We start from the raw sequence: 23,399 nt of genomic DNA, 5'->3' as shown, positions 1-23,399 counted from the left end.
TTTACAGCAAGATTTTAAAAAGAGAGCTGAACATGAAGAATTTTATCTGCATCCATGGGCATTTTTATCAGCCCCCCCGTGAAAATCCCTGGCTGGAAGCGATCGAGGTGCAAAGGAGCGCCGCCCCGTTTCACGACTGGAATGACCGCATAGCCGCAGAGTGCTATGCGCCAAACCGGGCCGCACGCCTCCTTGACAACAAAGGGAAGATCACTTCTCTCATCGATAATTATCGACATATCAGCTTCAACTTCGGCCCGACCCTCCTTTTGTGGCTAGAGCGCGAAGACCCGGCAACCTACGCCGCCATCCTTGCTGCCGACGCTGCCAGCTTTCAACTTCATAAAGGTCATGGCGCCGCCATCGCTCAGGCCTGGGGGCACATCATCCTCCCCCTGGCCAATCAGCGCGATAAAATGACGCAGATTCGCTGGGGTATCTCCGATTTTACGACACGCTTTGCGCGTCCCCCCGAAGGGATGTGGCTACCGGAAGCAGCAGTCGATATCGAATCTCTGGAATATATGGCTGCGGCCGGAATCGCCTTTACCATCCTCTCCCCCTTTCAGGCCCGTCGGGTCCGGAGGCTCGCCGAAGCGGCTTGGCAGCAGGTTGACAATGGAACAATCGATTCACGCTATCCATATCTTTGCCCCCTCCCTTCAGGACGATCAATTGCTATCTTCTTCTACGATGGATCCCTCGCCCGGGCGGTCGCCTTTGGTGGTTTATTGAACAGTGGCGAAGCCTTCGCCGCGGCGCTCAAGGCCGGACTTCACCCTGCAAAGAGCGAACAGCTTGTTCACCTGGCCACCGATGGCGAAAGCTATGGACACCACCACAAATTCGGCGAAATGGCCTTGGCGCGGGCTATTGACCACATTCATAACGACAGATCCGCAGAACTCACCGTCTATGGGGCTTTCCTGGCCGCGCATCCGCCGCAAATGGAGGTGGAAATCCTGCCGATGAGTTCGTGGAGCTGCGCCCATGGCGTTGAACGCTGGCGCAGTGACTGCGGCTGCCATATCGGTACCGATCCAACCTGGAATCAAAAGTGGCGTGCCCCTCTGCGCGACGCTTTCGACCATCTGCGCGATCAACTCATTCCCCTTTTCGAGAAGTGCGCCGCCGAGATTTTTGCCGATCCCTGGGCCACGCGCGACGCATATATTGATGTTATTCTTGACCGCTCCACCGCTCATGTCAAAAGCTTTCTCGACAAAGCTGCCAAACATGAACTCACGCCCCGGCAAGAGCAGCAGGGGCTCGAACTCCTGGAAATGCAGCATCATACCATGCAGATGTACACGAGCTGCGGCTGGTTCTTCGACGAAGTCTCCGGTATCGAGACCGTTCAACTCCTCACCTATGCCGCCCGGGCCATTGATCTGGCCCGGGCGGCCTGTGGCGTCGACCTGGAAGAAGCATTCCGCGAAATGTTGCGCCAGGTCCCCAGCAACCTGCAACGCTGGCGTGATGCCGAGGCCATTTATGCGGAAGTCGTCATGCCGCAGCGTATCGATCTGCGCCAAGTGGCGGCCAACTATGCGATTGCCGTTCTCCTTGGCGGCAATCCGGCAGAAGAACTCTATTGCTACACGCTCCACTGCGAACATCAGCGGCAAAGTAATGGCCACCGGCTGCACATGGTGACCGGCAGGATCAAGATCCACTCCCGAATCACCTGGGAAGAGAAAGAATTCACTTTCGCCGCCCTGCACTTTGGCGACCTGAATATTCTTGCCGGGGTACGGGATGATGCTCTGTTATCGGAGCCGCAAGAGAAAGCCGTTCTTCAACGCCTTCTTGATCATGGCGATCAGCAGGAAGCTGCGGTCGAGTTGAAAAGCCTCTTCGGTGCGCACCTCTACTCTCTGACCGATCTCTTTATCGATGAACGGCAGCGGACCGTCTACCAGATGATCGGCGTCCAGGTCGGAAAGATTCTTGAAGAGTTCAGACATATTTACCGCGATCACCTCAGCCTCCTGCACTTTTTGCACGAGAATGCCCTGCCGGTACCGCCGCCCCTCTCCGCAGCTGCAGAACAGTGTCTCAATGAAGGGATCCTCCACTATCTTGGAAGTGACGAGCCATTTTCCGGACGAATCCGTGAAAAGGTCGAGAACGCCAAAACCTTTGACCTGAAACTTGATCAAGCGTTGCTGACCCATGCTGCAAGTCGGCGCAGTCACTTGCTGCTCCTTGCGCTGGCCGCAGCCCCGAATGATCAACAACGCCTGACGCAAGCGATCAAGGATCTCGATGAACTGCTCACCCTGCCATGGCCCATCGATTTATGGCAGGCGCAGAATATTTATTTTGATATTCGCCAGCAGGCCGTGCCGGCCAAACCTACCGAGGTGAAAGAGAATATTGCAGCCGAAGAAAACTGGTTGAAACAATTCGAGAAACTTGGCGACATCATCGGCATCAGCCCCTGAAACTTCTCTGTGCAGACTAAAAAAGCCCCGCAACCTGGTGGTTGCGGGGCTTTCTGCTTCAAAACCTGGTGCTGATCAGATTTTACGGACGTTGGCGGCCTGCGGGCCTTTCTGTCCTTGGGTGACGTCAAAAGCAACGCGCTCACCTTCAGCCAGAGACTTGAAACCGTCAGAACCAATGGAGGAGAAGTGCACGAAAACATCCGGGCCCCCATCCTGCTGAATAAACCCAAACCCCTTAGCATCATTGAACCACTTAACTGTACCTTCAGCCATTTTCTACTCCTTTAGTCCTTCGGTGGAACCGTTCTTGAGACCTTGTCCGCAGACCCCGACTTGTTTTCGAAAACCGGATCCTTATATCCGGCTCCATCCATCGGCCAACCTGAGGCTTTAGCCTAGTTGTGTTATGTTATAAAACATAAACAAAACAAAAAAACAAGTCCTTAATTATCGACTCTGCATTTTTTGCAATCTCTGCCAACAAACGAAAATTGTTACCTATAACATAGTTTTTTTATTTTACCAGATACGTTCCTGTTTTTTGAAAATGGGGAAAATCAGGGTTGCCGCAACGAAAAAAGCGATGACTTCCCGTGTTGTCAATCTTTGCTTTTGCCATTACAATGGGCAACCTTTTTTAAATGTAAACACAGGAGCTCTCCATGAAGATTTTCACCGAGGCAGCGCAGCTACTCAGCATCAACACTCCGATTTTAGTTATCGGCCTCCATGAAGAGAAGAGTCTCTCTCTCCGGCATCAGGAAATCAACGCAGCTCTCGACGATGTTCTGGGTCAGGCAATCCGTGAGCAGGAATTTTCCGGCAAGCTCGGCGAAACCCTTCTGTTACACAGTGGCAAACGCCTGGCCGCCCGGCGCATCCTCTGCGTCGGGCTCGGTCAGGAGAAAAATTATGACACAGCGCAAGCACGACAAGCGATCGCCAGCGCCGCCGAATTGGCTCAGAAAAAAAGGATCCTGACCCTTGCCCTTGATCTCGACAGCTTCGTGAACGCATCCGTCGCTCTCACCCAGGCGGCGGCGGCGGCCACCGAAGGAATCGCCCTGAGTGCTTATCGCTATGACGATTTCCGGCGCGACAGCGCCAAGGATCTTGCCCCCTTGTTGAGTGAAGCCCTCCTGATCTGTGCCAGCGCCGACGAGCAAAACGATGTTCAAGCGGCCATCACCGCGACGCAGATTATCTGCGCCAGTGTCTGTCTTGCCCGCGATCTCGTCAATGCCCCGGGGAACGTCAAATCACCACAAGATCTTGCCGAACGCTGCCGCACAGAAGGAGAAGCCGCCGGCTGCACCTGCACCATCCTCCATCGTCAGGCCCTGGAGGAAGAAGGGATGGGAGCGCTCCTCGGTGTCGCCCAAGGGAGCATGCGCGAGCCCTGCCTGATCATCCTCGAATATCGCGGCGCCGGCGCTAAAGCGCCGCTGGCCCTGGTCGGTAAGGCGGTCGTCTTCGACAGCGGCGGTATTTCCCTGAAACCGGCGGAAAAGATGGATGAGATGAAGATGGATATGGCGGGAGGGGCCGCGGTTCTTGGCACCATTACCGCAGCGGCGCGTTTGCGCCTGCCGATCAATCTCGTGGCACTGATCCCGGCGGTGGAGAATCTCCCTTCCGGACACGCCATTCGTCCCGGCGACATCCTGACCTCCCTGGCCAAAAAGACCATCGAAGTTCTTAACACCGACGCCGAGGGCCGGCTGATCCTCGCCGATGCCATCACCTATGCGCAACGCTACCAGCCCGAGGCCCTTATCGACGTCGCCACCCTGACCGGTGCCGCCATCGTCGCCCTTGGCCACCACGCCAGCGCCATTCTCGGTACCGATCAGCCGCTGATCGACGCCCTTATTGCGGCCGGAGACCGCAGTGGTGAGCGCCTCTGGCAGCTCCCCCTCTGGGACGTTTACGACCAACTCCTCAAGAGCGATGTCGCCGACATCAAGAATAGCGGCGGCCGGCCGGCCGGCACCATTACCGGCGCCGCCTTTCTCAAGGCCTTTGCCGGCGAAAAACCCTGGGCCCACCTCGACATTGCCGGTACTGCCTGGGAAGAGAAAGGGCGGCCCGGTACCCCCAAAGGGGGGAGTGGCGTCGGTGTCCGCTTGCTGATCGACTTTTTACGGATGCGGGCGGAGCAATAGGAGATGAAGGCCAGCCTGTTCGCTGCCATTCTCGCTGTTCTGGCCGGCATCGGTCTACCGACCCAAGCCGGGATCAACGCCCAACTCAGCCTCTGGACGCGTTCTTCGATTACCGCCGCCCTCATCTCCTTTGCGGTCGGCACCCTGGCGCTAGGCATAGCCACCGTGGTCACAATAACTCCCCTCCCCCTCTGGTCCAGTGCCGCTGCGCTACCGTGGTGGATCTGGAGCGGCGGCGTGATGGGGGCCTTCTTTGTCGCGGCTTCGACCTTTATCGCTCCCCAGCTTGGCGCGACCACCATGCTCGCCCTGATCCTCGCCGGCCAGATTGTCGCCTCGGTCCTCTTTGATCATTTCGGTGTCCTCGGTTACCCGCTCCACCCCCTGAATCTGCAGCGCAGCCTCGGCTTGCTCCTGCTCATTGCCGGCGTGGTCCTGATTCGCAACTCCTGAATAGACGGATTGACAGCACTTTGTCCCTGTGCCATAAAAACAGACTCATATTTTAAACAACGGAGGTCAGCTTGTGATTAAAATCGATTTTGCCAAAATGGGGGGATTGATCCCCGCGATTATCCAGGATTACGAAAACGGCGAAGTCCTGATGGTCGCCTTTATGGATGAAAAGACCCTGGAATATACCATCCGTGATCAGAAGACCTGGTTCTTCAGCCGCACCCGCAACAAATACTGGATGAAGGGGGAGGAGTCGGGGAATACCCAGGATGTCATTGAAATCCTCACCGATTGCGATGCCGACACCGTCGTCATCAAGGTTCGCCAGAACGGTCCGGCCGCCTGTCACACTGGCAATCGCAGCTGTTTCTATGTGCGCTGGGAAAATGGAGAATGGGTCGAGCACAGCAAGCCGCTCTTTGATCCGAATGAAGTCTATAAAAAAGCCTGAATTTTCTGATCATCATTTCACTCTAAGGATTTCAAATATGTCCAACATTCTCAAGTTTGGTATCCCCAAAGGGAGCCTCGAAGAAGCGACCGTCGATCTCTTTAAACAGGCCGGCTGGAGTCTCGGCATCTCTTCGCGCAGCTACTTCCCGACCATCGACGACGAAGAGATGAAGTGCAGCCTGATTCGTCCGCAGGAGATGGGGCGCTACGTCGAACGCGGCACGATCGACGTCGGCATTGCCGGCCGTGACTGGGTCAGGGAGAATAACTCGAACGTGGTCGAAGTCTGCGAAATGGTTTACTCCAAGGTGTCGCGACGGCCGGTACGCTGGGTGCTGGTGGTCGGGCCGGACTCCAAGGTCGAACGTCCCGAAGACCTCGCCGGCTGCACCATCTCCACCGAATTGGTCGAATTCACCAAACGTTACTTTTCCGAGCGCAATATCCCGGTGACCGTCGAATTCTCCTGGGGGGCCACCGAAGCCAAGGTCGTCGAAGGGCTGTGCGACGCCATCGTCGAAGTCACCGAAACCGGCTCGACGATTCGCGCCAACAACCTGCGCATCGTCTGCGACCTGATGTCGTCCGTGCCGGTGATGATTGCCAATCGCGACGCTTGGATCGATCCGTGGAAGCGGACAAAGATCGAAGAGATCGCCACCATGCTGCAATCGGCTCTGAGCGCGGAAGGGATGGTCGGTCTGAAGATGAACGCGCCGGCCAATCGCATCGATGAGATTATCGCGATCCTCCCCAGCCTGAAGAATCCGACGGTTTCCCACCTCTACAAATCCGACTGGGTCTCGATCGAAAGTATCCTTCCCGAAAAACAGGTAAGGCAGATCATCCCGGCGCTGATGAAGATCGGGGCGCAAGGGATCGTCGAATACCCCCTGAGCAAGATTATCTGAGCGAAGACGTGATGACAGAGTATACCGAAAATTCACCTCTGGGGGTTGAACTCGTGGCCTGGCACTGGGTGCGGCCGCATCAGCAGCGCGACGCCCTCTGGGTGGTGACAGCAGGACTGGATCTGGAAATCGTCGGCGCAGCCCTGACGCGAGATAATGCGGCAGCGGTGCGGGCCTGGCTGGCGGACGGTTCTTTATGCAAACCGGACAAGGAACAGCTTGAACGTTGGGAGAACAATCCCCTCCACACCTTGGCGATGCTGATTGTGCAACCCTTTGTGCTGGTCCAGGAAAGAACCGTAAACCAAGGAGAAGTGTGATGGACGACAAGAAGAGTTTTTCCTGCACCAGTTGTAACGCCATCCGCGAAAAGACCGGGACAACACATTGCTGGAGTGACCCGGCGAAACGGGGAAACGCACCGGCCTACTGCCCTTCGACCAATGAAGGGGAAGTGATCGCCGATTCCTTTGCCCGTTATCAGGGTGACGATGACGATGCCCGCCTGGCACGGGTGGCGGCGATCGTCGAAGGTCTTTGCTACCAGCCGATCCCCGGTTCCGAGACCGTCAATGCCCGCTGGACAAGGGTCGAGGACACTATTGCCCTGATCCGCCTGATGGGCTGGTCGCGGATCGGCATCGCCACCTGCATCGGCCTTCTCGAAGAGAGCTCCCGCCTGACGGAGATCCTTATTGCCCAGGGGTTTACTCCGGTCTCCCTGTGCTGCAAGTCCGGGAGCATCGATAAGCTCGAACTCGGCATCGGAGAAGAACACAAAGTTCGTCCCGGCACCTTCGAGCCGGCCTGCAACCCCATTGCCCAGGCCCGTCTCCTCAACGAAGCCCAGACCGATATGAATATCATCGTCGGCCTCTGCGTCGGCCACGACATGCTCTTTGCCAAATACTCCACAGCCCCGGTGACAACACTGGTAGTCAAGGACCGCGTCACCGGCCATAATCCGGCGGCGGTCCTCTATGGGCAGAGTTTCTACTACAAGCGCCTGCAGAAAGAGAAGCTGATTCTCCCCGCCGGGCTGGAATAATGGCGGAGATCCCGCCTTATCCACAAAGTCGCCCCTTGATTTTAGCTGATAAAGAGCGCTTCGATCGGCTCTTTGGCCAGCTGCAACCGCGCATTTCCGAGCTGACCTTTGCCGGGCTCTACCTCTTTCGTCATGCCCACACTTACCGGCTGACGATGGTCAATGACGCCCTCGTTATCCTTGGCCGCAGCTATGATGGTACTCCCTTCTTCTTTCCTCCTCTGGGCGGCGATATCGCCGCCGCCCTCGACCGCCTCTTTGCCGATCAACCTTTCCTCTACGGGGCAGATGAATCCTTTGTCGCTTCCTATCTGACCGGTCGCCCCTGCGAAGTGGTGGCCGACCGCGACAACTCCGACTACCTGTACCGGCGCGAAGATCTCGCCGAACTGCAAGGGAAGCGTTATCACAAAAAGAAAAACCGGCTGAACGTCTTTCTCAACCACTACGAATACACGGTTGTTCCCTACAGCTATGAATATCGGGAAGGTTGCCGGGCACTACTGGCAGCGTGGCGGGAAGCGCGGATGCTGGAAGGTGAGAATCTTTCCCTGGAACGGGAGGCGCAGGCAACGGCCGAAGCCCTCGAATATGCCGGGGAACTCGGATTGGCGGGATTAGTCGTGCTGGTGGAGGGGGAAGTGAAGGGCTTTGTCCTCGGGGAACGATTGAATCAGGGTACGTCGGTCTGTCACTTCGAAAAAGCCGACCCGCAGATGGAAGGATTATCACAACTGTTAGACCGCGAGTTTAACCGCCTCCTCTTCACCGACTGCACCTATGTCAACCGCGAACAGGACCTCGGCGACGAAGGACTGCGGATGGCCAAGAGCTCGTATCATCCGGTTGAACTGATTGCAAAGTATCGGGCTACCCCCCTGTAACCACGGTGCCAAATCTTCGTTTTCCCCCCTCCCCTCACGCTCTTACCCCACCCGCCGCAAGCGCACCGCCCAGAAGGCATCCATGCCCTTATGACGCTGCGGGAAGGTCGCCAGCGCCCCCTGCTCGTCAAAGAGTTCGCTCCACTCCGGAAAGAAGCTGCGCAGATCGTCACGGGCAAACTCGGGATGTTCAGATAGGAAGGGCGCAATAACGTCCTGCGTCTCTTCCGGGGTCAAGGTGCAGACCGAATAGAGGAGAATCCCGCCGACCTTGACCATCTTCGCGCAGCTGCGCAGTAAGCGCCCCTGTTCGGCGGCCATCTCGCTGATCGACTCGGGGCTGCGCCGCCAGCGGATCTCGGGATTGCGGCGCAGGACGCCGAGGCCGCTGCACGGGGCATCGAGGAGGACGCGGTCGAAACGGCTGGCAGCGAGATCTTTGGGGGGGGCGGTGAGATCACAGGCGCGGGTGGTAATTCCCTGCGCGTCGAGCCGTCGCGCGCCGCCGGCGACCATCTGCACCCGCTGCGGATGGAGATCACAGGCGAGGATGGTGGCGCGGTTGGCGGTCAGGGCGGCGATGTGCGTCGTCTTTCCGCCCGGCGCGGAACAGGCATCGAGGATCTCATCGCCGGCCCGGGGGTCGAGAAGGCGGGCGATCAGCTGACTCGCTTCATCCTGTGGCTGGAACCACCCTTCATTATGCCCGGAAAGGGGAGAGGTGCCGCGCTCGCGGATAATCACCCCGTCGGGACTGTAGGTGCAGGCCTCGGCCCCATGCCCGTCCTCGGCCAGGGCAGCAAGGAATTCAGCGCGGCTGATCAGCAGGGTGTTGACCCGCACCGTAAAGGGGGCGGGAGCAAGCATCGCTGCAGCGAGTTCGATGGCTCCTTCCGCCTCGTACTCGGCCAGCCAGCGCGCGGCCAGCCACTCGGGGAGAGAGAGGACGTCGATGAGATGACGCAACGGCTCGTGCTCCGGATCCGGCCAGGGGATCTCCCCCTGCGTCCGGCCCAAAGAACGGAGGATACCGTTGATGAAGCCGGTGGCCCGTTCGAGCTGCGCGGCCCGCGCCAGTTCGACCGCAGTATTCACCGCCGCCGAGACCGGGACGCGTTCGAGTTGCAGCATCTGGTAAGCGCCGATGCGCAGGATGTTGCGGATCTTCGATTCGATCTTTTCGAAGGGCTGATGACAAAGGCGGCCCAAGGCAAAATCGAGCCGGCCGCGCTGGCGGAGGACACCATAGACGAGTTCCGTTGCCAGCCCCTTGTCACGGGGATCAAGGTGAGTGAGGCGGGTCAAAGCAGCATCAAGGGCGAGATCGGCATAAGCGCCCTGGTCGACGCGGGTCAAAACATCGAGGGCGATAGTACGGGCGTCACTATTGGTTTTCATGAGGAAAGACACAATCCGGGGAAGGAGGGGAGCAAAGGAGATACTCATCAAGGGTGGCTTCAAGCTCGGCGAGCACGACCCGGGTATTGATACAAGGGCCGTTCGGACGCTGATTCAGGACGCCGATCACCGGCAGCGGATAAGCATCGCGAATGCCGGTGGTGAGGTCGCGCTCGCAGGCCACGGCGATAATCAGTTGCGGTCGGCGCTCTACGATGATTTTGCGCGCCAGGGTGCCGCCACTGGCAACAGCGATATCGATCCTCCGGGCCTGAGCCAGTCCGGTCAGTTCACTGACAGCACAACGACCGCAGCGCTGGCATTTATCGACATCACCGGTAATTTTGATCGCACAATCGAAGAGTTGAATGCAGTGCGGCAGAAGCAACAGGGTCCGGCTCGCCGGCACCCGCAGCTTCTTGGCCTGGATCAGCTGATTGTTCAGGGCGATGAACGATTGTTGCAGGGTGTCACGGCGGATACCGAGGAGGCGGCCAAAAGCGATGATGGCCGGAAAGAGATAACGCACAACGATCTGCCGCAAGGTCTGTGAGAAAAAGAGATCGCGACCGGTGAGAAGGGTGAGGATTAAAAGGAGAAGGCCGCCAATGAGGAGGCCGGTCAGGGTCACTACAACGACCGTAAGGAGAATCGGCAGCAAAGGGTGGAGATTGAGCAGTCCGCCGCTCGGCACCCACAGGGCCAGACCGGCAGCGACGACAACCAGCACCGCAACCAGAGACAACAGGCCAATAAAGAGCCGCTTGCGCGGACGCATCGTGACGCTGCTGATGTTCGAATCGTTCAACTATGACCCCAGACGACTTCCCACCGGCAACGGACAGCCCCGGAGAAAATCGGCGGCCGCCAAACGCTTCTTGCCGGGGAGTTGCAGCTCCCGCACCGCCAGAACACCACTGCCGCAAGCGATGCGCACGGCATCGGCCGCCGGCGCAAGGATTGTCCCGGCTTCACCTTCTCCGGCTTCGACCCGGGTCAAAAAGAGCTTGAGGGGTTCACCGTTTAACTCGGTATAGGTCCCCGGCCAAGGGGACAGACCACGGATACGGTTATGAATCTGCTGCGCGCTCTGGCTCCAGTCGATGCAGCCATCCTCCTTCTTGAGCATCGCTGCATAGCAGGTTTGACTGTCATCCTGCACTTCGGGATGGAGTTCGCCGCGCAGTAGCAGCTGCAGGGTCGCCGCCATCGTTTCACCGCCAAGCATGCAAAGACGATCGTGCAGTTCGCCGGCAGTTTCATCCGGGCCGATGGCCAGGGAGCGCTTGAGGAGCATCGGCCCGGTATCGAGGCCGACATCCATGAGCATGGTCGTGATCCCGGTCTCGGTTTCGCCGTCGATAATCGCTTGATTGATCGGGGCGGCACCGCGATATTTGGGGAGGAGGGAGGCGTGGACATTAATGCAGCCGTAGCGGGGAATCTCCAACACGCTCTTGGGGAGGATCTGCCCGAAAGCGACGACGACGATCAGGTCGGGAGCAAGCACTCGCAACCCTTCCACCACCTCGGGGGCCCGCAGCTTCTGCGGCTGAAAGACCGGAATTCCGTGGCGCAGTGCCATCTCTTTCACCGGCGGCGCCGCCAAAGCCTGCCCCCGCCCCTTGGGGCGATCGGGCTGGGTGTAGACGCCGACAAGGTTGAGACCGGCCTTGAGCAAAACATCGAGGGTCGGGACGGCAAAGGCCGGAGTCCCCATGAAGACGGTACGAATCGTCGCAGGATCGATCACAACTGCTCCTCTTGCTGTTCCATGATTTTGCGGTATTTACGGCGGAAGATGCCGCGTTTGAGCGGGGAGAGGTGGTCAACAAAGAGAATGCCGTCAAGATGGTCGATCTCGTGCTGAAAAGCGACGGCCAGGAGCCCTTCGGTGGCCAATTCACAGCGCTCACCTTGCAGGTTCTGGAAGGTCACGGTGATCGCTTCGCTGCGCGGCACGTTGGCGTAATAACCGGGGACAGAGAGGCACCCCTCCTCTTCGCAACGCTCGCCACTACGGGCAATGATCTCGGGGTTGATGGCAGCGATAAGGCGCGGCGCTTCATCCTTGGGGGAGCAGTCGATGACAATGATCCGCTGGCTGATGCCGACCTGCGGCGCCGCCAGGCCGATGCCGGGAGCGGCGTACATGGTTTCGGCCATATCCTTGACCAGTTGCTGCAAGTCCGCGTCGAAGGTCGCCACCGGCTTGGCCGGCACCTTCAGAATCGGTTCGGGGTAGTGATAGATGCGCATGAGTGACATGATTATTCCCTAAACAAGTGGCGGCTAATTGTGTTCGCGGGTCTTATGGAAGACGACATCCGGCCACTGTTCGGTGACATAACCGAGGCGCCATTCTGACGGAGCGAGATAGGTCAGATTCCCCTCGGCGTCGTGGGCAAGGTTGGCCTGACACTTCTTTTCAAAGTCGGCGAGCTTCTTCTTGTCGCTGCATTCGATCCAGCGGGCGGTGGCAAAGTCGATCCCTTCATAGATGGCGTCGACGCCATACTCCGCCTTGAGTCGCGCCACCGTCACATCGAATTGCAGGACTCCGACGGCACCGAGGATATAGTCGTTGCCGAGGAGGGGACGAAAGACCTGCACCGCCCCTTCTTCGGAGAGTTGCAGCAGCCCCTTATCCAGCTGTTTGGCCTTAAGGGGATTCTTCAGCCGCACGCGGCGGAAGTGTTCCGGAGCAAAGTTGGGGATGCCGGTGAACTTGAGGAGTTCCTTGTCGGTAAAGGTATCACCAATCTTGATGGTGCCGTGGTTGTGCAGGCCGATAATATCGCCGGCCCAGGCCTCTTCGACATTGGCGCGATCCTGCGCCATAAAGATGGTGGCGTTGCTGAGGATGACATCCTTGGCAATTCGGTGATGGCGCACCTTCATCCCCCGGCTGAACTTGCCGGAACAGATGCGCAGAAAGGCGATGCGGTCACGGTGCATCGGATCCATATTTGCCTGGATCTTGAAGACGAAACCGGAGAAAGCTTCCTCTTCCGGAGCCACGATTCGCGTCGTTGTCGGCCGCGGGATCGGTGCCGGCGCAATCTCGACGAGAGCATCAAGGAGCTCCTCAATGCCGAAGTTATTGATACCGCTGCCGAAGAAGACCGGCGTCTGGTTCCCCTTGAGATATTCCTCATGATTAAAAGGATTGGCCGCGCCTTCAAGAAGTTCGATATCGGCGCGCAGCTCATCAGCCTGAAAGCCGAGAAGTTCATCGACCTTCGGATCGCTGAGGTCGCTGATCACCACTGCTTCATGATACCGGGTATCGGTGCCGGGGCTGAAGAGGCGCAGCTCCTTGCGATAAAGATTGTAGACCCCCTTGAAACGCTTGCCCATGCCGATCGGCCAGGACATCGGCGCGCATTCGATCTGCAGCGTTTCTTCAATGTCGTGGAGGAGATCGAGGGCGTCGCGCCCTTCGCGGTCCATCTTGTTGATAAAGGTGATCACCGGCGTGTTACGCATGCGACAGACCGTCATCAACTTCTCGGTCTGGGTCTCAACCCCTTTGGCGCTGTCAATGACCATCAGGGCACTGTCGACGGCGGTGAGGACACGATAGGTATCTTCCGAGAAATCCTGGTGGCCGGGAGTGTCAAGGAGGTTGATCTCACAATCGCGATGGGTGAACTTCATCACTGAAGTCGTCACCGAGATACCGCGCTCCTGCTCGATGCTCATCCAGTCACTGGTGGCGTGGCGGGCAGCCTTGCGAGCCTTGACCGCGCCGGCCATCTGGATGGCGCCGCCGAAGAGGAGGAGTTTTTCGGTGAGAGTGGTCTTGCCGGCGTCCGGGTGGGAGATAATGCCGAAGGTGCGACGCTTTTGAACTTCTTGCTGCTGGCTGCTCACGATGATGGCGATCCTGGAAAACGAAAGGCGAAACGACAAAAAAAGCGGGCCGGCAATCGGCCCACGAAACAAGCTGGATAATAACGGAAAAGCAGGGGTGCGGTCAAGAAATAGACGGGAATTGCGGATTAAACATCTCGGGCACGCCACCTGGCTTCTCCCCCCTCAGGAATCGCCTTCCCCGACAAGAGGCAGAGTAAAACTGACCATCGTCCCTTGACCGGGGGCGCTCTTGACCGAAATCTCGCTGCCGTGACTCGCAATCAGCTCCTTGACGATCGTCATCCCCAATCCGACCCCCTGCACGGCGGTCATAGAAGCATCGACGCGATAAAATTTATCAAAAATCCGCTCGATCTGCTCTACGCTCATACCGATCCCTTCGTCACTGATGGAGACGGTACAGTGCTCTGCGCCGGATTCAAGACGAACGGTGATAGTGCCGCCCCTGGGGGAATATTTGACAGCATTACTGAGGAGATTGTCTAAAACCTGGCCGATGCGACGCTGATCAGCATAAACGACAATCGGCGTGGCAGACATGTTCAGTTTGAATTGATGCCGCGGCGAACTATGGCGGAAGAAATTAAGACTGGTCTCGACCAAAGGACCAAGAGACAGCGCCTGTTGCACCAGGTGGATGACCTGCCCGGCTTCGATTCGACTGATGTCCAAAAGCTCATCGATGAGTTCCGAGAGCTTCTCGGCTTTATTATGAATCAGCGCCACAAACTCACTCCGCTCTCGGTTTGAAAAGGCTTGCGCATCAAGGAGGAGTTCAGAAAAACCCAGGATCGAGGTGAGGGGCGTGCGCAGTTCATGGGCGGCGGTAGAGACAAACTCACTCTTCATCTGCTCCAGTTCCCGTTCGACGGTGACATCACGTAACGTCACAACGCTGCCACGCACCGAGTCATCAGCCGTGTGCAATAACGCCAACCGGGCCTGGTAGCGGCGGGAAGTTTCCCCTTCCTCCTTTCCCAGGATACAATCGAAGGATCTTCCCGCTTCATTGCGCTGCACCGCCGCTTCCCAGCGCGCCACCAACTCATTACCAGGAAAGAGTTGCTGCAACGTTTGCCCAAGGACCTCTTCAGCGGGGCGATGCAGCATCTTCAGGGCGGCCGGATTGGCAAGAAGGAGGGTGCCGAGCGTGTCGGTCACCAGCATCCCTTCGTACACCGAACTGACAATGGCTTCGATATTTTGCTGGGCCTCGACCGCCTGGATGAGAGCGTGGCTAAGTTCCTCTTCACCCCGCTTCCGCTCTGTCACTTCGTGGTAAACGATCACCACCTGCTCGACATCCCCATGCCGGTCTTTGACCGGCATGCCGACGACATCGAAATAGCGCTGATCAAAAGCCCATTCCCGGGTGCGTTCACTCTGTCCCGTGGCCATGACCTTGGCAAAGACGCAACCGGGAGCAGGGACTTTATCCTGGCACATCAACGAAACACAGGTGTGGTTGATGATCCTCCGCTTACGCGAGAAGAAGAGTTCTTTCTGGCGCCGATTACAGGAGATAATCCGTCTTTCCCGATCGAGGACGACGATACCGGCGCCAACGGCATTGTAGATCGCGGCAATTTCATCACGCGCCAAACGGAGGTGATCGTTCGTTTCCTGCAGGGTTTGCAGAATCTGCGCAAAGCTGTCACTAACAATACCGATCGGATCAAAGGCAATGAGTCCGGCATCATCCAGCTCTTCAGCGCGCAATGGCAAGGTACCGATAACCCCCATGAGTTGATCGACTTTGCTGCGCAGATAATGGACCAGATCACTATCGCGCTGACTGAGCGCAGCATTCTCGCCACACAAGCGCTCAACTTCCGCGCCCAGTTCCGCGCTGCTTTGTGCTGGCTTCTCCTGCCCTGTGGCCAGCATCAGGATTTTCTAGCACAAACCTGAATCAGATAACCTTCCTCCTCCTTGCGAACCATGGCGTCAAACCCCATATTACGCACCGCATTAGGGATGGTCGCAGTCGCGAAGCGGTTATCGGTACGGATGTCAAGTTGCATGTCGCCGCGATGAAGTTCATCCTGTAAACGGTTCACTTCGCGCAAAGCCAGCAACAGCGTGGAAGGACAAACCTGTCCATAGACATCGAACTTTTCTATCTTGACTTTATTCATGTATCATCTCCTTAGATTTTTCCGGTAAAACCCAGCGGACCAGCAATCTCCCCCCCAGCCACGCCCCCGGCAAGAGTCCTAACAAAAAAAGATAACTCTGCACGGAAAAGACCGGCAAGCCTCCCCATAGATGCCAGATATTGCACCCCGTCGCCAGTCGCGCTGCCAACCCCATGAGAATGCCACCCAACAGAGCAGAAACTGTCTGCGGCCACGGCGCCCCCCGCGACCAGCGCCATTCGTCCAGATGCCAGGCCGAAACGGCCGAGCCAAGAATGATGCCGAGAATCAAGGGATACTGGAGCACGGCAATGCCGTCAAAGCTCGGACCGGGACCCGCAGACAAGGTTCCCGGCACAAAAGGAAAGACAATCGGCATCTGCGTCTGAAAGAACGGTGTGGCAGACAAATGCCCCGGTACCAGCAGCAACTCAAGGTATGCGGCAGCCTTGGCATAAGACGTCGTCACCCCCAGGGGCTTTCCATAAAGGATGACTGACAGCGTCCCTACCCCGGCCAGCGCCAACGCGGCATAAGGGGGAGGAATATAACCGTCCAGCTCCCGCCAGCCAGGAAGCGGAGCAAAGGCCTTGGGCCATCGCCAAAGGAGAGTACCGGTCACCAGCACCAGTACCAGAATAAAGGGCCAGAGAGGGAGTCCGCTCCATTGCGGCAAAGTCACCGCCTGCTGCCCGAGGGTGGCCATCCCCTTTAAATCACTCCAGAAAGGGTGAATTTCCGCATACAGGGCGCTACCGGCAATCATTCCGACCAAGGCCCAAAGCGCCAAACGCGACCCGGCACCGAGGCGATAAAGAGTGCCGACAACACAGCCGCCGGCCAGCACCATCCCGATGCCGAAAATCCCCCCACCGAAAACGGTGACCAGCGACGGCACACCAAACGCCGGCAGGGCAAAGGGCTGGGCACCGGTCAAAAGCCGGACGAGCTCAAAGAGGACGGCACTGACAGTGACCAGAAGCAACAGCGCCGACAGCATGGTTGTACTGCGAAAAAGGAAAAAATCACGAAATGCCGCCGTCATGCAGAAGTCGCTACGCTGCATGATCGCCCCGGCGATCATGCCGAGGAAGAGACCGAAGATCATTGTCACCAAAACAGGGATCATTGGCTGCTCATGCTCAACAAAGAAATACCCTCCTTAAATAATGTAGAATACTATTATTTCATCACGCTGACAAGACCTTAAAATAAACACATAAAGAAAAAAATCACCACATCTGATTCGGGGAGAATCTATGTCGACGTCATTTGCTTCAGGATCGTCTGCAGATCAAAACGCTTCGGAGCCATGGTACGGATCAAGGAAATCTTCTCAACATCTTCGCCACTGAGCTTGGAGACGAATTCATGCAGCGTCAAAAAGAGTTCCGACATTTTCTTCGAGACCCGCAGATAAGGCAGGCCACTCTCGGCGAGGATCAACTGGGTGATCGGTGCAATCCCGGAGATACCGGTGATGATCAGACCAACGAGACGATCGCGATATTCCGGGCGATGCTGATAAAGGTTGGCAAGGGTGACAATCAACTCGTTGCGCGAATTGGTCACAAGCAGGAGAGTATTCGCCTTGATCTGATCGACCATGCGCTGCGTCGAGCCGGCCCCCAGATCGACATGATGGATAATGCGTGTCAAAGCAATCTGGTCACCGTGCACTTGGGCGTTAAGGAGCTTGGAGACCCGTTTCAGGGTCGGATTGGCCAGGGTCGGCAGGTAATCGAAACCGCCAACGACAGTGAAATCAGCAGCGACAAAGGCAAGCCGGAGATATTCGAGGCTCGTTTCACGATGACTGATATGGAGTTTGTTGGCGACCAGCATCCTTACCCGGGCCCCGCATTCGCGATAAAGAGCGAGATTGAGAGTCACCGCATCGACGACACTGCCGATGCCGCCGCCGGTGATCATCAGCACCGGAGCATCGAGGAGGGCCGCCACCCGGGCGTTGCTCAGACCGAGGACAGCGCCGACGCCGCTATGTCCGGCCCCTTCGATCACCAGCAGGTCGCACTGCGCTTCGAGCTGTGCCACCGCTGACAAGATCGCATCTTCCAGAGCGGCGACCGGAAGTTCTCCACGGATGGCCCGCTGCGTCATCCCTGGCGTGACTACGACCGGGCACATCAACTCCAGCTGCGCCTCGAGAGCAAAGACCTGGGCAACCGTCAGCGCATCTTTATCGATCTGACCGCCGGAATAATCGACCGGTTTCGGTCCGACCGGCTTGATAAATGCGATCCGCATGCCGGCGTTACGGGCCAGATGCAGCAGCGCAATACTGGTCGTTGTTTTGCCGGCATTCTGATCTGTGGCCGAAATGTAGATCTTTTGAGCCATCGCAACACGTCCTTTGCCAGAGGTAAATAGATCTCAAGCTTGAAATACGACTCCTTCATGACCGCCGGCGGGGTGCAAACCGTCATAAATACGCCGGGCCGATTTGACGCCGATCCCCGGAGCAGCCGCAAGTTCTTCGATGGTCGCGGCGCGCAACTGGCGCAGGCTGCCAAAAAAGCGCAGGAGCTCAAGACGGGTCTTGGGGCCGACACCGGGGATCTGCTCCAGCTGCGAGCCCAGCAACCTCGCCTTGCGCTTTTGCCGGTGATAGGTAATGGCAAAGCGATGCGCTTCATCGCGCAATCGCTGTAACATGCGCAGGGCCGCCGAACCGGAAGGAAAGAGGATCGGCATCTGGCTGCCAGGGCGAAAGAAGCGCTCCTGACTGCGCAGGGTGGCATTCCCGGCGACCTTTTCCTGCCGCGCCTTGGCAATGGAGGCAATCTCAATCGGCACCGAAAGCCCCTTGGTGGCGATCAACTCACTTAAAATCCCTAACTGTCCGCGGCCGCCATCGACGAGAATCAGATCAGGAAAAATCCCTTCCTGCTGCGCCCGGTCGAGGCGCCGGCTCAGAACTTCATGCAGGGAGGCATAATCATCGGCGTGCCCGTCCAGGGTCTTGACCTCATAGCGCCGGTAGGCCTCCTTCGCCGGCAAGCCGTCGATAAAAACCACCATCGAACCGACGACGCTCCCCCCCTGCATATTCGAGATATCAAAACACTCCATACGCGCCGGCACTCTTTGCAGCCCCAGCCGGACGGCGATCTCCTGCAGAGTCGTCATCGCGACTTCCGCCGGCCCCTTTTCGCCAAAGTGCTCCCGGGCATTTTGCACCGCCAACTCGACAAGATCGCGTTTATCGCCGCGCTGTGGGACGATCAGACGAACCCGGCTTCCGCTCTTTTCTCCCAGCCATTCACTCAGCACCTCGCTACTGGCGCAGGGCGAGGGGAGAAGGATCAAAGCCGGCGGGGTATTGCTGTGATCATAAAACTGCTGCAGCACCAGACCTAGCAGCTCAGGTTCTTCCATGGCGCTGTGCAGACGGTAGCTACGCCGGTCGATGAGGCGGCCACGGCGGATGATCAGGACGACGATGGCACATTCACGCCCGTCCCCCCACAGCCCGAAGACATCACAATCGCCGCCGCCATGCGCGACGACCTTCTGTCGCTCTACGGTTGCCTTGATCGCCCCGATCCGGTCGCGCAGCAGCGCCGCTTCTTCGAAACGCATCGCCCGGGCCGCTTCCCGCATCTGCCCCTGCAGCAGCTTGAGCACATCATCCTCACGACCGGACAGAAGGGCGATGGCACCGCGGACCAGCCCGGCATAATCCTCCCGGCTGATTTTGCCGTGGCAGGGACCGCTGCACTGCCCGATCTGAAAATAGAGACAGGGACGCTGCCGGCGCGCGCAATAGTCCGCCGAAAGGCGGCGCAAAGGGAAGATGCGATAAAGCTGCTTAAGGGTCTCTTTGACCGCCGTCGAAGACGAGTAGGGGCCAAAGTACAGGGCGCCATCGGCGATGACCTGGCGGACGATGCGCAGTCCGGGATAAGGCTCACGCAGATCGATCCGCAATGAGACATAAGTCTTGTCGTCGCGCAGATCGATATTGTAGCGGGGGCGGTGTGCCTTGATCAGGGTGTTCTCCAGGATCAACGCTTCCTTCTCAGTATCGGTGACGATGGTCTCGATGGTTGCAGTCCGTGCCATGAGGAAACGGATCTGCGGACGGTTGTCCTGCTCCGGACGCAGATAGCTGCGCAGGCGGGCCCGTAGATTCTGCGCCTTGCCGACATAAAGGACGACGCCGTCCTCCCCCTTCATCAAATAAACACCGGGGCGGGTCGGATAATCTTGCGGCGAAAACTGCTGTTTTGGGCTCATCATCTAACCGCCTGTTGACTTGCTGTTGCCACCTGCCGATAATAGCCATCCTTGGCGTACAAAAGCATTTTATACCGCAACCCGGCCCGCCCGCGCAAAGTTTTCGCGGCGGCACCGGCGAAAAAGATGGAGATGAATTATGTGCCTGGCCGTACCGATGCGCGTCGTAACCATTGATGGCGAAGTGGCTATCTGCGAAATCGACGGAGTCCGTCGTGAAGCAAACCTGATGATGATCGACGGTGTCACAATCAACGATTATGTCCTCATCCACGCCGGTTTTGCCATCGAGAAGCTCGATGAGAAAGAAGCGGAGGAGACACTGCGACTGATGCGCGAAGTCCTGGCCCGGGGAATCCTGCCGGAATGAAACACAGCAGCGAATATCGCGATCCGGTCATTGCCGCTAAACTCCTCGCAGAAATCACCGAACTGGTTGCCGACTATCCGGGAGTCATGACCCTCATGGAGGTTTGCGGCACCCACACCATGGCGATTCATCAACACGGTATCCGCACGCTGCTGCCGCCGCAGATCCGGCTGATCTCCGGACCCGGCTGTCCGGTCTGCGTCACGCCGATTCATTATGTCGATCATGCCATCGCCCTGTCGCGGCGGCCGCAAACGATCATCGCCACCTTTGGCGACATGATGCGCGTTCCCGGCTCCTCCAGCAACCTGTTGCGGGAAAAAGCCAAGGGTGCCGATGTCCGTATCGTCTATTCCCCCCTCGATGCCGTCGCTCTCGCGGAAAAGAATTCATCGGTCGCTATCGTCTTTCTCGGCATCGGCTTCGAGACCACCGCCCCGACCATTGCCGGCTCGATCCTTGAGGCGCAGCGGCGCGGCCTGAACAACTTCTTTGTCCTCGGCGCCCATAAAACCATGCCGACACCGATGCAGGTCCTGGCCGCCGACTCCGAACTGCAAGTCAGTGGCTTTCTCGCTCCCGCCCATGTCAGCACCATTATCGGCGCCGATGCCTACCAGTCGCTGGTCGCAAACTGCCACATCCCCTGTGTCGTCACCGGGTTTGAACCGCTCGATGTCCTGCTCGGCATCAAGATGCTTTCCCGCCAGATCATCGCCGGCGACGCCAAAGTCGAGATCGAGTACAGTCGACTGGTGCGCCCAGAAGGGAATCGCAAGGCGCAGCAGCTCCTGGCCCAGGTCTTTACCCCAAGTGACGCGCGCTGGCGAGGCATCGGCATCATCCCGAACTCCGGCCACGACTTCCGGCCGGAATATGGAGACTTCGACGCCGCCGTACAATTACCGGTGACGGTGGAGGAGTCGATCGAGCCGGCCGGCTGCCGCTGCGGTGACATCCTCAAAGGGAAGATCGCGCCGCAGGATTGTCCCCTCTTCGCCCGGCGCTGCACGCCGCAGGATCCGGTCGGCGCCTGCATGGTCTCCAGTGAAGGAACCTGCGCTGCCGCCTACAAATACGGCGATCACGATTGATCCTGTAAAAAGCATATCGCACACGGATAAAATCTGATTTGACGGATTTTCACGGATTTAATCAGCCCCAACATTCGTCCCAAACTCTATTGCCTCGATTTATCAGATTTTATCCGTTTCATCCGTCAAATCCGTGTGCAATGCCTTTCCGGGTTAATATCCCCTTTTACGGAGCCCCTCTTGCTAAAAACAGATGTCATCCTCCTCGGCCACGGCAGCGGCGGCAAACTCAGTCACCAACTCCTCGACGAAGTCATCATCCCGACCCTCTCCGGCGTAACGGGCAAGGATCAGAACGACGCCGCCATCCTGCCGCCGCTGAACGGACGTCTCGCCTTTACCACCGACAGCTACGTTGTCGATCCCCTCTTCTTCCCCGGTGGCTGCATCGGCGATCTGGCCGTGAACGGCACGGTCAATGATCTCGCCATGGTCGGCGCGCGGCCCCAGTGGCTGAGCGTCGGATTGATCATCGAAGAAGGTTTACTGGTCGACGATCTGCGGCGGGTTCTTGTCGCGATGCGGCGCGCCGCCGATCAGGCCGGGGTACAGATCGTCACCGGCGACACCAAGGTCGTACCGCGCGGCAAAGGAGATAAACTTTTTATCAATACTGCCGGGATCGGCGTCATCGAAGACGACTGCGACATTCGCGGCAGCAACGCCCAACCCGGCGACATCGTCCTCATCAACGGCACGATCGGCGACCACGGCATGGCGGTCCTCGCCAGCCGCGAAGGCCTCGAACTCGCTTCCGAGATCCGCAGTGACAGTGCCGCCCTCAACCATATCGTCGCCGAACTGATCAGCAGCATCGGCAATGGTCTCCATGTCCTGCGCGATCCGACCCGCGGCGGCGTCGCCACCACTCTCAAGGAGATCGCCCTGCAATCGCAGATCGACATCACCCTCGATGAAGCCGCCATCCCCGTCGATGCCGCCGTGGCCGGCGCCTGCGCCATCCTCGGCCTCGATCCTCTCTTCGTCGCCAACGAAGGGAAACTCCTCGCCATCGTCACTCCGGAGTGCGCCGAATCCGCCTTGGCGATCATCCGCCGCCATCCCGAAGGGGCGCGGGCGGCGGCCATCGGCGTTGTTGCTGCCACGGCGCCGGGGAAAGTCTTCATGCGCACCGTCATCGGCGGACGCCGCAGCGTGGAGATGCTCGCCGGCGAACAGCTGCCGCGTATCTGCTAACGTGAAGAAATCCTCTTTGGCGCGAGCCGCAACCACCATCCTCGACCGACTGGCAGAACTTTATCCGGCAGCTGAGTGTTCTTTGACGCATCGCTCCCCCTTTGAGCTCCTCATTGCCACCATCCTCTCCGCCCAGTGTACGGACGTACGGGTGAATCTTGTCACCCCCCGTCTCTTTGCCCGCTATCCGGATGCCGCCGCCCTCAGCTCGGCAAATCTCGCCGAGGTCGAAACATTGATCCGCTCCACCGGCTTTTATCATGCCAAGGTCCGTCATCTCATTGGCTGTGCCCAGGGGCTGATTGAACACCACCACGGCGAGGTTCCTGCCACCCTGCGCGAGCTGACCGCCCTCCCCGGCGTCGGCCGCAAGACCGCCAATGTCATCCTCGGCACCGCCTTCCAGATTCCGGCAATGGTCGTCGATACCCACGTTGCCCGCCTGGTACAGCGCTTCGCCTGGACGCGCGCCAAAGATCCCCGCCGCATCGAAACCGAGCTTTCGGAGTTGCTGCCACCCGACTATTGGATCGCCACCAGCCACCTCCTGATATTTCATGGCCGCGCCTTCTGCAAAGCCCCGACTCCGGATTGCTCGTCCTGCCCGATCTTCACCCTTTGTCCCCGGCAGGGAGTAACAAAGAGTCGCTAACAAAAGAGCCCGCTACCGGTTAATGGCAGCGGGCTCATAGCGAC

The 23,399-nt window shown here is 58.3% G+C and carries 23 protein-coding genes; 12 read left to right on the top strand and 11 right to left on the bottom strand.

What is annotated here, in order from left to right; genetic code table 11:
• Positions 1–32: 32 nt before the first annotated feature.
• Entirely contained in the window at positions 33–2,447 is a 2,415-nt protein-coding gene (locus CVU69_09415) for a glycoside hydrolase (GenBank protein PKN12146.1), read from the top strand.
• 75 nt (positions 2,448–2,522) lie between these two features.
• On the opposite strand, the gene CVU69_09410 is transcribed toward CVU69_09415, so the two are convergent.
• Complete coding sequence (locus CVU69_09410) at positions 2,523–2,723, bottom strand: cold-shock protein (protein PKN12145.1); 201 nt, start codon at positions 2,721–2,723, stop codon at positions 2,523–2,525.
• Between the two features lie 389 nt (positions 2,724–3,112).
• Here CVU69_09410 and CVU69_09405 point away from each other — a divergent pair, with 389 nt between their 5' ends.
• From CVU69_09405 to CVU69_09375, 7 genes are all read left to right on the top strand, one after another.
• Positions 3,113–4,615, top strand: coding sequence for a leucyl aminopeptidase (locus CVU69_09405; GenBank protein ID PKN12144.1), 1,503 nt, complete (start codon positions 3,113–3,115; stop codon positions 4,613–4,615).
• A 3-nt stretch (positions 4,616–4,618) separates the two neighbouring features.
• Positions 4,619–5,068, top strand: a complete 450-nt coding sequence (locus CVU69_09400; GenBank protein ID PKN12143.1) for an EamA-like transporter family protein — start codon at positions 4,619–4,621, stop codon at positions 5,066–5,068.
• A 73-nt stretch (positions 5,069–5,141) separates the two neighbouring features.
• Positions 5,142–5,522 (top strand): phosphoribosyl-AMP cyclohydrolase, encoded by a 381-nt coding sequence (locus CVU69_09395; GenBank protein ID PKN12142.1) that lies wholly within the window; start codon positions 5,142–5,144, stop codon positions 5,520–5,522.
• Positions 5,523–5,559: 37 nt separating this feature from the next.
• A complete protein-coding gene (locus CVU69_09390; GenBank protein ID PKN12141.1) occupies positions 5,560–6,435 on the top strand; it encodes an ATP phosphoribosyltransferase in 876 nt (291 codons plus the stop codon).
• 11 nt (positions 6,436–6,446) lie between these two features.
• Positions 6,447–6,755, top strand: a complete 309-nt coding sequence (locus tag CVU69_09385) for a DUF2288 domain-containing protein (GenBank protein PKN12140.1) — start codon at positions 6,447–6,449, stop codon at positions 6,753–6,755.
• Positions 6,755–7,483 (top strand): hypothetical protein, encoded by a 729-nt coding sequence (locus tag CVU69_09380; protein PKN12139.1) that lies wholly within the window; start codon positions 6,755–6,757, stop codon positions 7,481–7,483. Before CVU69_09385 ends, CVU69_09380 begins: the two co-directional genes overlap by 1 nt.
• Positions 7,483–8,367 (top strand): hypothetical protein, encoded by an 885-nt coding sequence (locus CVU69_09375; GenBank protein ID PKN12138.1) that lies wholly within the window; start codon positions 7,483–7,485, stop codon positions 8,365–8,367. Before CVU69_09380 ends, CVU69_09375 begins: the two co-directional genes overlap by 1 nt.
• A 42-nt stretch (positions 8,368–8,409) precedes the next feature.
• Here the strand turns inward: CVU69_09375 and CVU69_09370 are convergent, their stop codons facing one another.
• The 10 genes from CVU69_09370 to CVU69_09325 form a co-directional block, all read right to left on the bottom strand.
• Positions 8,410–9,765: a 16S rRNA (cytosine(967)-C(5))-methyltransferase RsmB gene (locus tag CVU69_09370; GenBank protein ID PKN12137.1), complete on the bottom strand. Its 1,356-nt coding sequence runs from the start codon at positions 9,763–9,765 to the stop codon at positions 8,410–8,412.
• Positions 9,752–10,543: a hypothetical protein gene (locus CVU69_09365; GenBank protein ID PKN12161.1), complete on the bottom strand. Its 792-nt coding sequence runs from the start codon at positions 10,541–10,543 to the stop codon at positions 9,752–9,754. The genes CVU69_09370 and CVU69_09365 overlap by 14 nt, the downstream gene beginning before the upstream one ends.
• Positions 10,544–10,573: 30 nt before the next feature.
• The gene (locus tag CVU69_09360) at positions 10,574–11,485 is read right to left on the bottom strand and encodes a methionyl-tRNA formyltransferase (protein ID PKN12160.1); all 912 of its coding nucleotides are present in this window, start codon (positions 11,483–11,485) and stop codon (positions 10,574–10,576) included.
• Between the two features lie 29 nt (positions 11,486–11,514).
• On the bottom strand, positions 11,515–12,033 hold the full coding sequence (gene def / locus CVU69_09355) for a peptide deformylase (protein ID PKN12136.1): 519 nt from the start codon (positions 12,031–12,033) through the stop codon (positions 11,515–11,517).
• 24 nt (positions 12,034–12,057) lie between these two features.
• The gene (locus tag CVU69_09350) at positions 12,058–13,644 is read right to left on the bottom strand and encodes a peptide chain release factor 3 (GenBank protein PKN12159.1); all 1,587 of its coding nucleotides are present in this window, start codon (positions 13,642–13,644) and stop codon (positions 12,058–12,060) included.
• A 162-nt stretch (positions 13,645–13,806) separates the two neighbouring features.
• Positions 13,807–15,531 (bottom strand): hypothetical protein, encoded by a 1,725-nt coding sequence (locus CVU69_09345; GenBank protein PKN12135.1) that lies wholly within the window; start codon positions 15,529–15,531, stop codon positions 13,807–13,809.
• Entirely contained in the window at positions 15,531–15,782 is a 252-nt protein-coding gene (locus CVU69_09340; GenBank protein ID PKN12134.1) for a sulfurtransferase TusA family protein, read from the bottom strand. The genes CVU69_09345 and CVU69_09340 overlap by 1 nt, the downstream gene beginning before the upstream one ends.
• Positions 15,775–16,911 carry a hypothetical protein gene (locus CVU69_09335; GenBank protein PKN12133.1) on the bottom strand — a complete coding sequence of 379 codons (1,137 nt, stop codon included), beginning with the start codon at positions 16,909–16,911 and terminating at the stop codon, positions 15,775–15,777. The genes CVU69_09340 and CVU69_09335 overlap by 8 nt, the downstream gene beginning before the upstream one ends.
• Before the next feature lie 128 nt (positions 16,912–17,039).
• Positions 17,040–18,143, bottom strand: a complete 1,104-nt coding sequence (locus CVU69_09330) for a cobyrinic acid a,c-diamide synthase (GenBank protein ID PKN12132.1) — start codon at positions 18,141–18,143, stop codon at positions 17,040–17,042.
• Positions 18,144–18,176: 33 nt separating this feature from the next.
• On the bottom strand, positions 18,177–20,042 hold the full coding sequence (locus tag CVU69_09325) for an excinuclease ABC subunit C (GenBank protein PKN12158.1): 1,866 nt from the start codon (positions 20,040–20,042) through the stop codon (positions 18,177–18,179).
• A gap of 139 nt (positions 20,043–20,181) precedes the next feature.
• Here CVU69_09325 and hypC point away from each other — a divergent pair, with 139 nt between their 5' ends.
• The 4 genes from hypC (at position 20,182) to nth (ending at position 23,355) form a co-directional block, all read left to right on the top strand.
• Positions 20,182–20,412 carry a HypC/HybG/HupF family hydrogenase formation chaperone gene (hypC, locus tag CVU69_09320; protein PKN12131.1) on the top strand — a complete coding sequence of 77 codons (231 nt, stop codon included), beginning with the start codon at positions 20,182–20,184 and terminating at the stop codon, positions 20,410–20,412.
• Positions 20,409–21,506, top strand: a complete 1,098-nt coding sequence (locus tag CVU69_09315; GenBank protein ID PKN12130.1) for a hydrogenase formation protein HypD — start codon at positions 20,409–20,411, stop codon at positions 21,504–21,506. The genes hypC and CVU69_09315 overlap by 4 nt, the downstream gene beginning before the upstream one ends.
• Positions 21,507–21,686: 180 nt before the next feature.
• Positions 21,687–22,703, top strand: a complete 1,017-nt coding sequence (hypE, locus tag CVU69_09310) for a hydrogenase expression/formation protein HypE (protein PKN12129.1) — start codon at positions 21,687–21,689, stop codon at positions 22,701–22,703.
• 16 nt (positions 22,704–22,719) lie between these two features.
• Complete coding sequence (gene nth, locus CVU69_09305; GenBank protein ID PKN12128.1) at positions 22,720–23,355, top strand: endonuclease III; 636 nt, start codon at positions 22,720–22,722, stop codon at positions 23,353–23,355.
• Positions 23,356–23,399 lie beyond the last annotated feature (44 nt).

The organism is Deltaproteobacteria bacterium HGW-Deltaproteobacteria-4 (genome assembly GCA_002841765.1).
In the GTDB taxonomy this organism is placed as follows: Bacteria; Desulfobacterota; Desulfuromonadia; order Desulfuromonadales; family UBA2197; genus UBA2197.
Note: the sequence above shows the minus strand (reverse complement) of the source record. Positions and strands in the feature narration are given on the sequence as shown.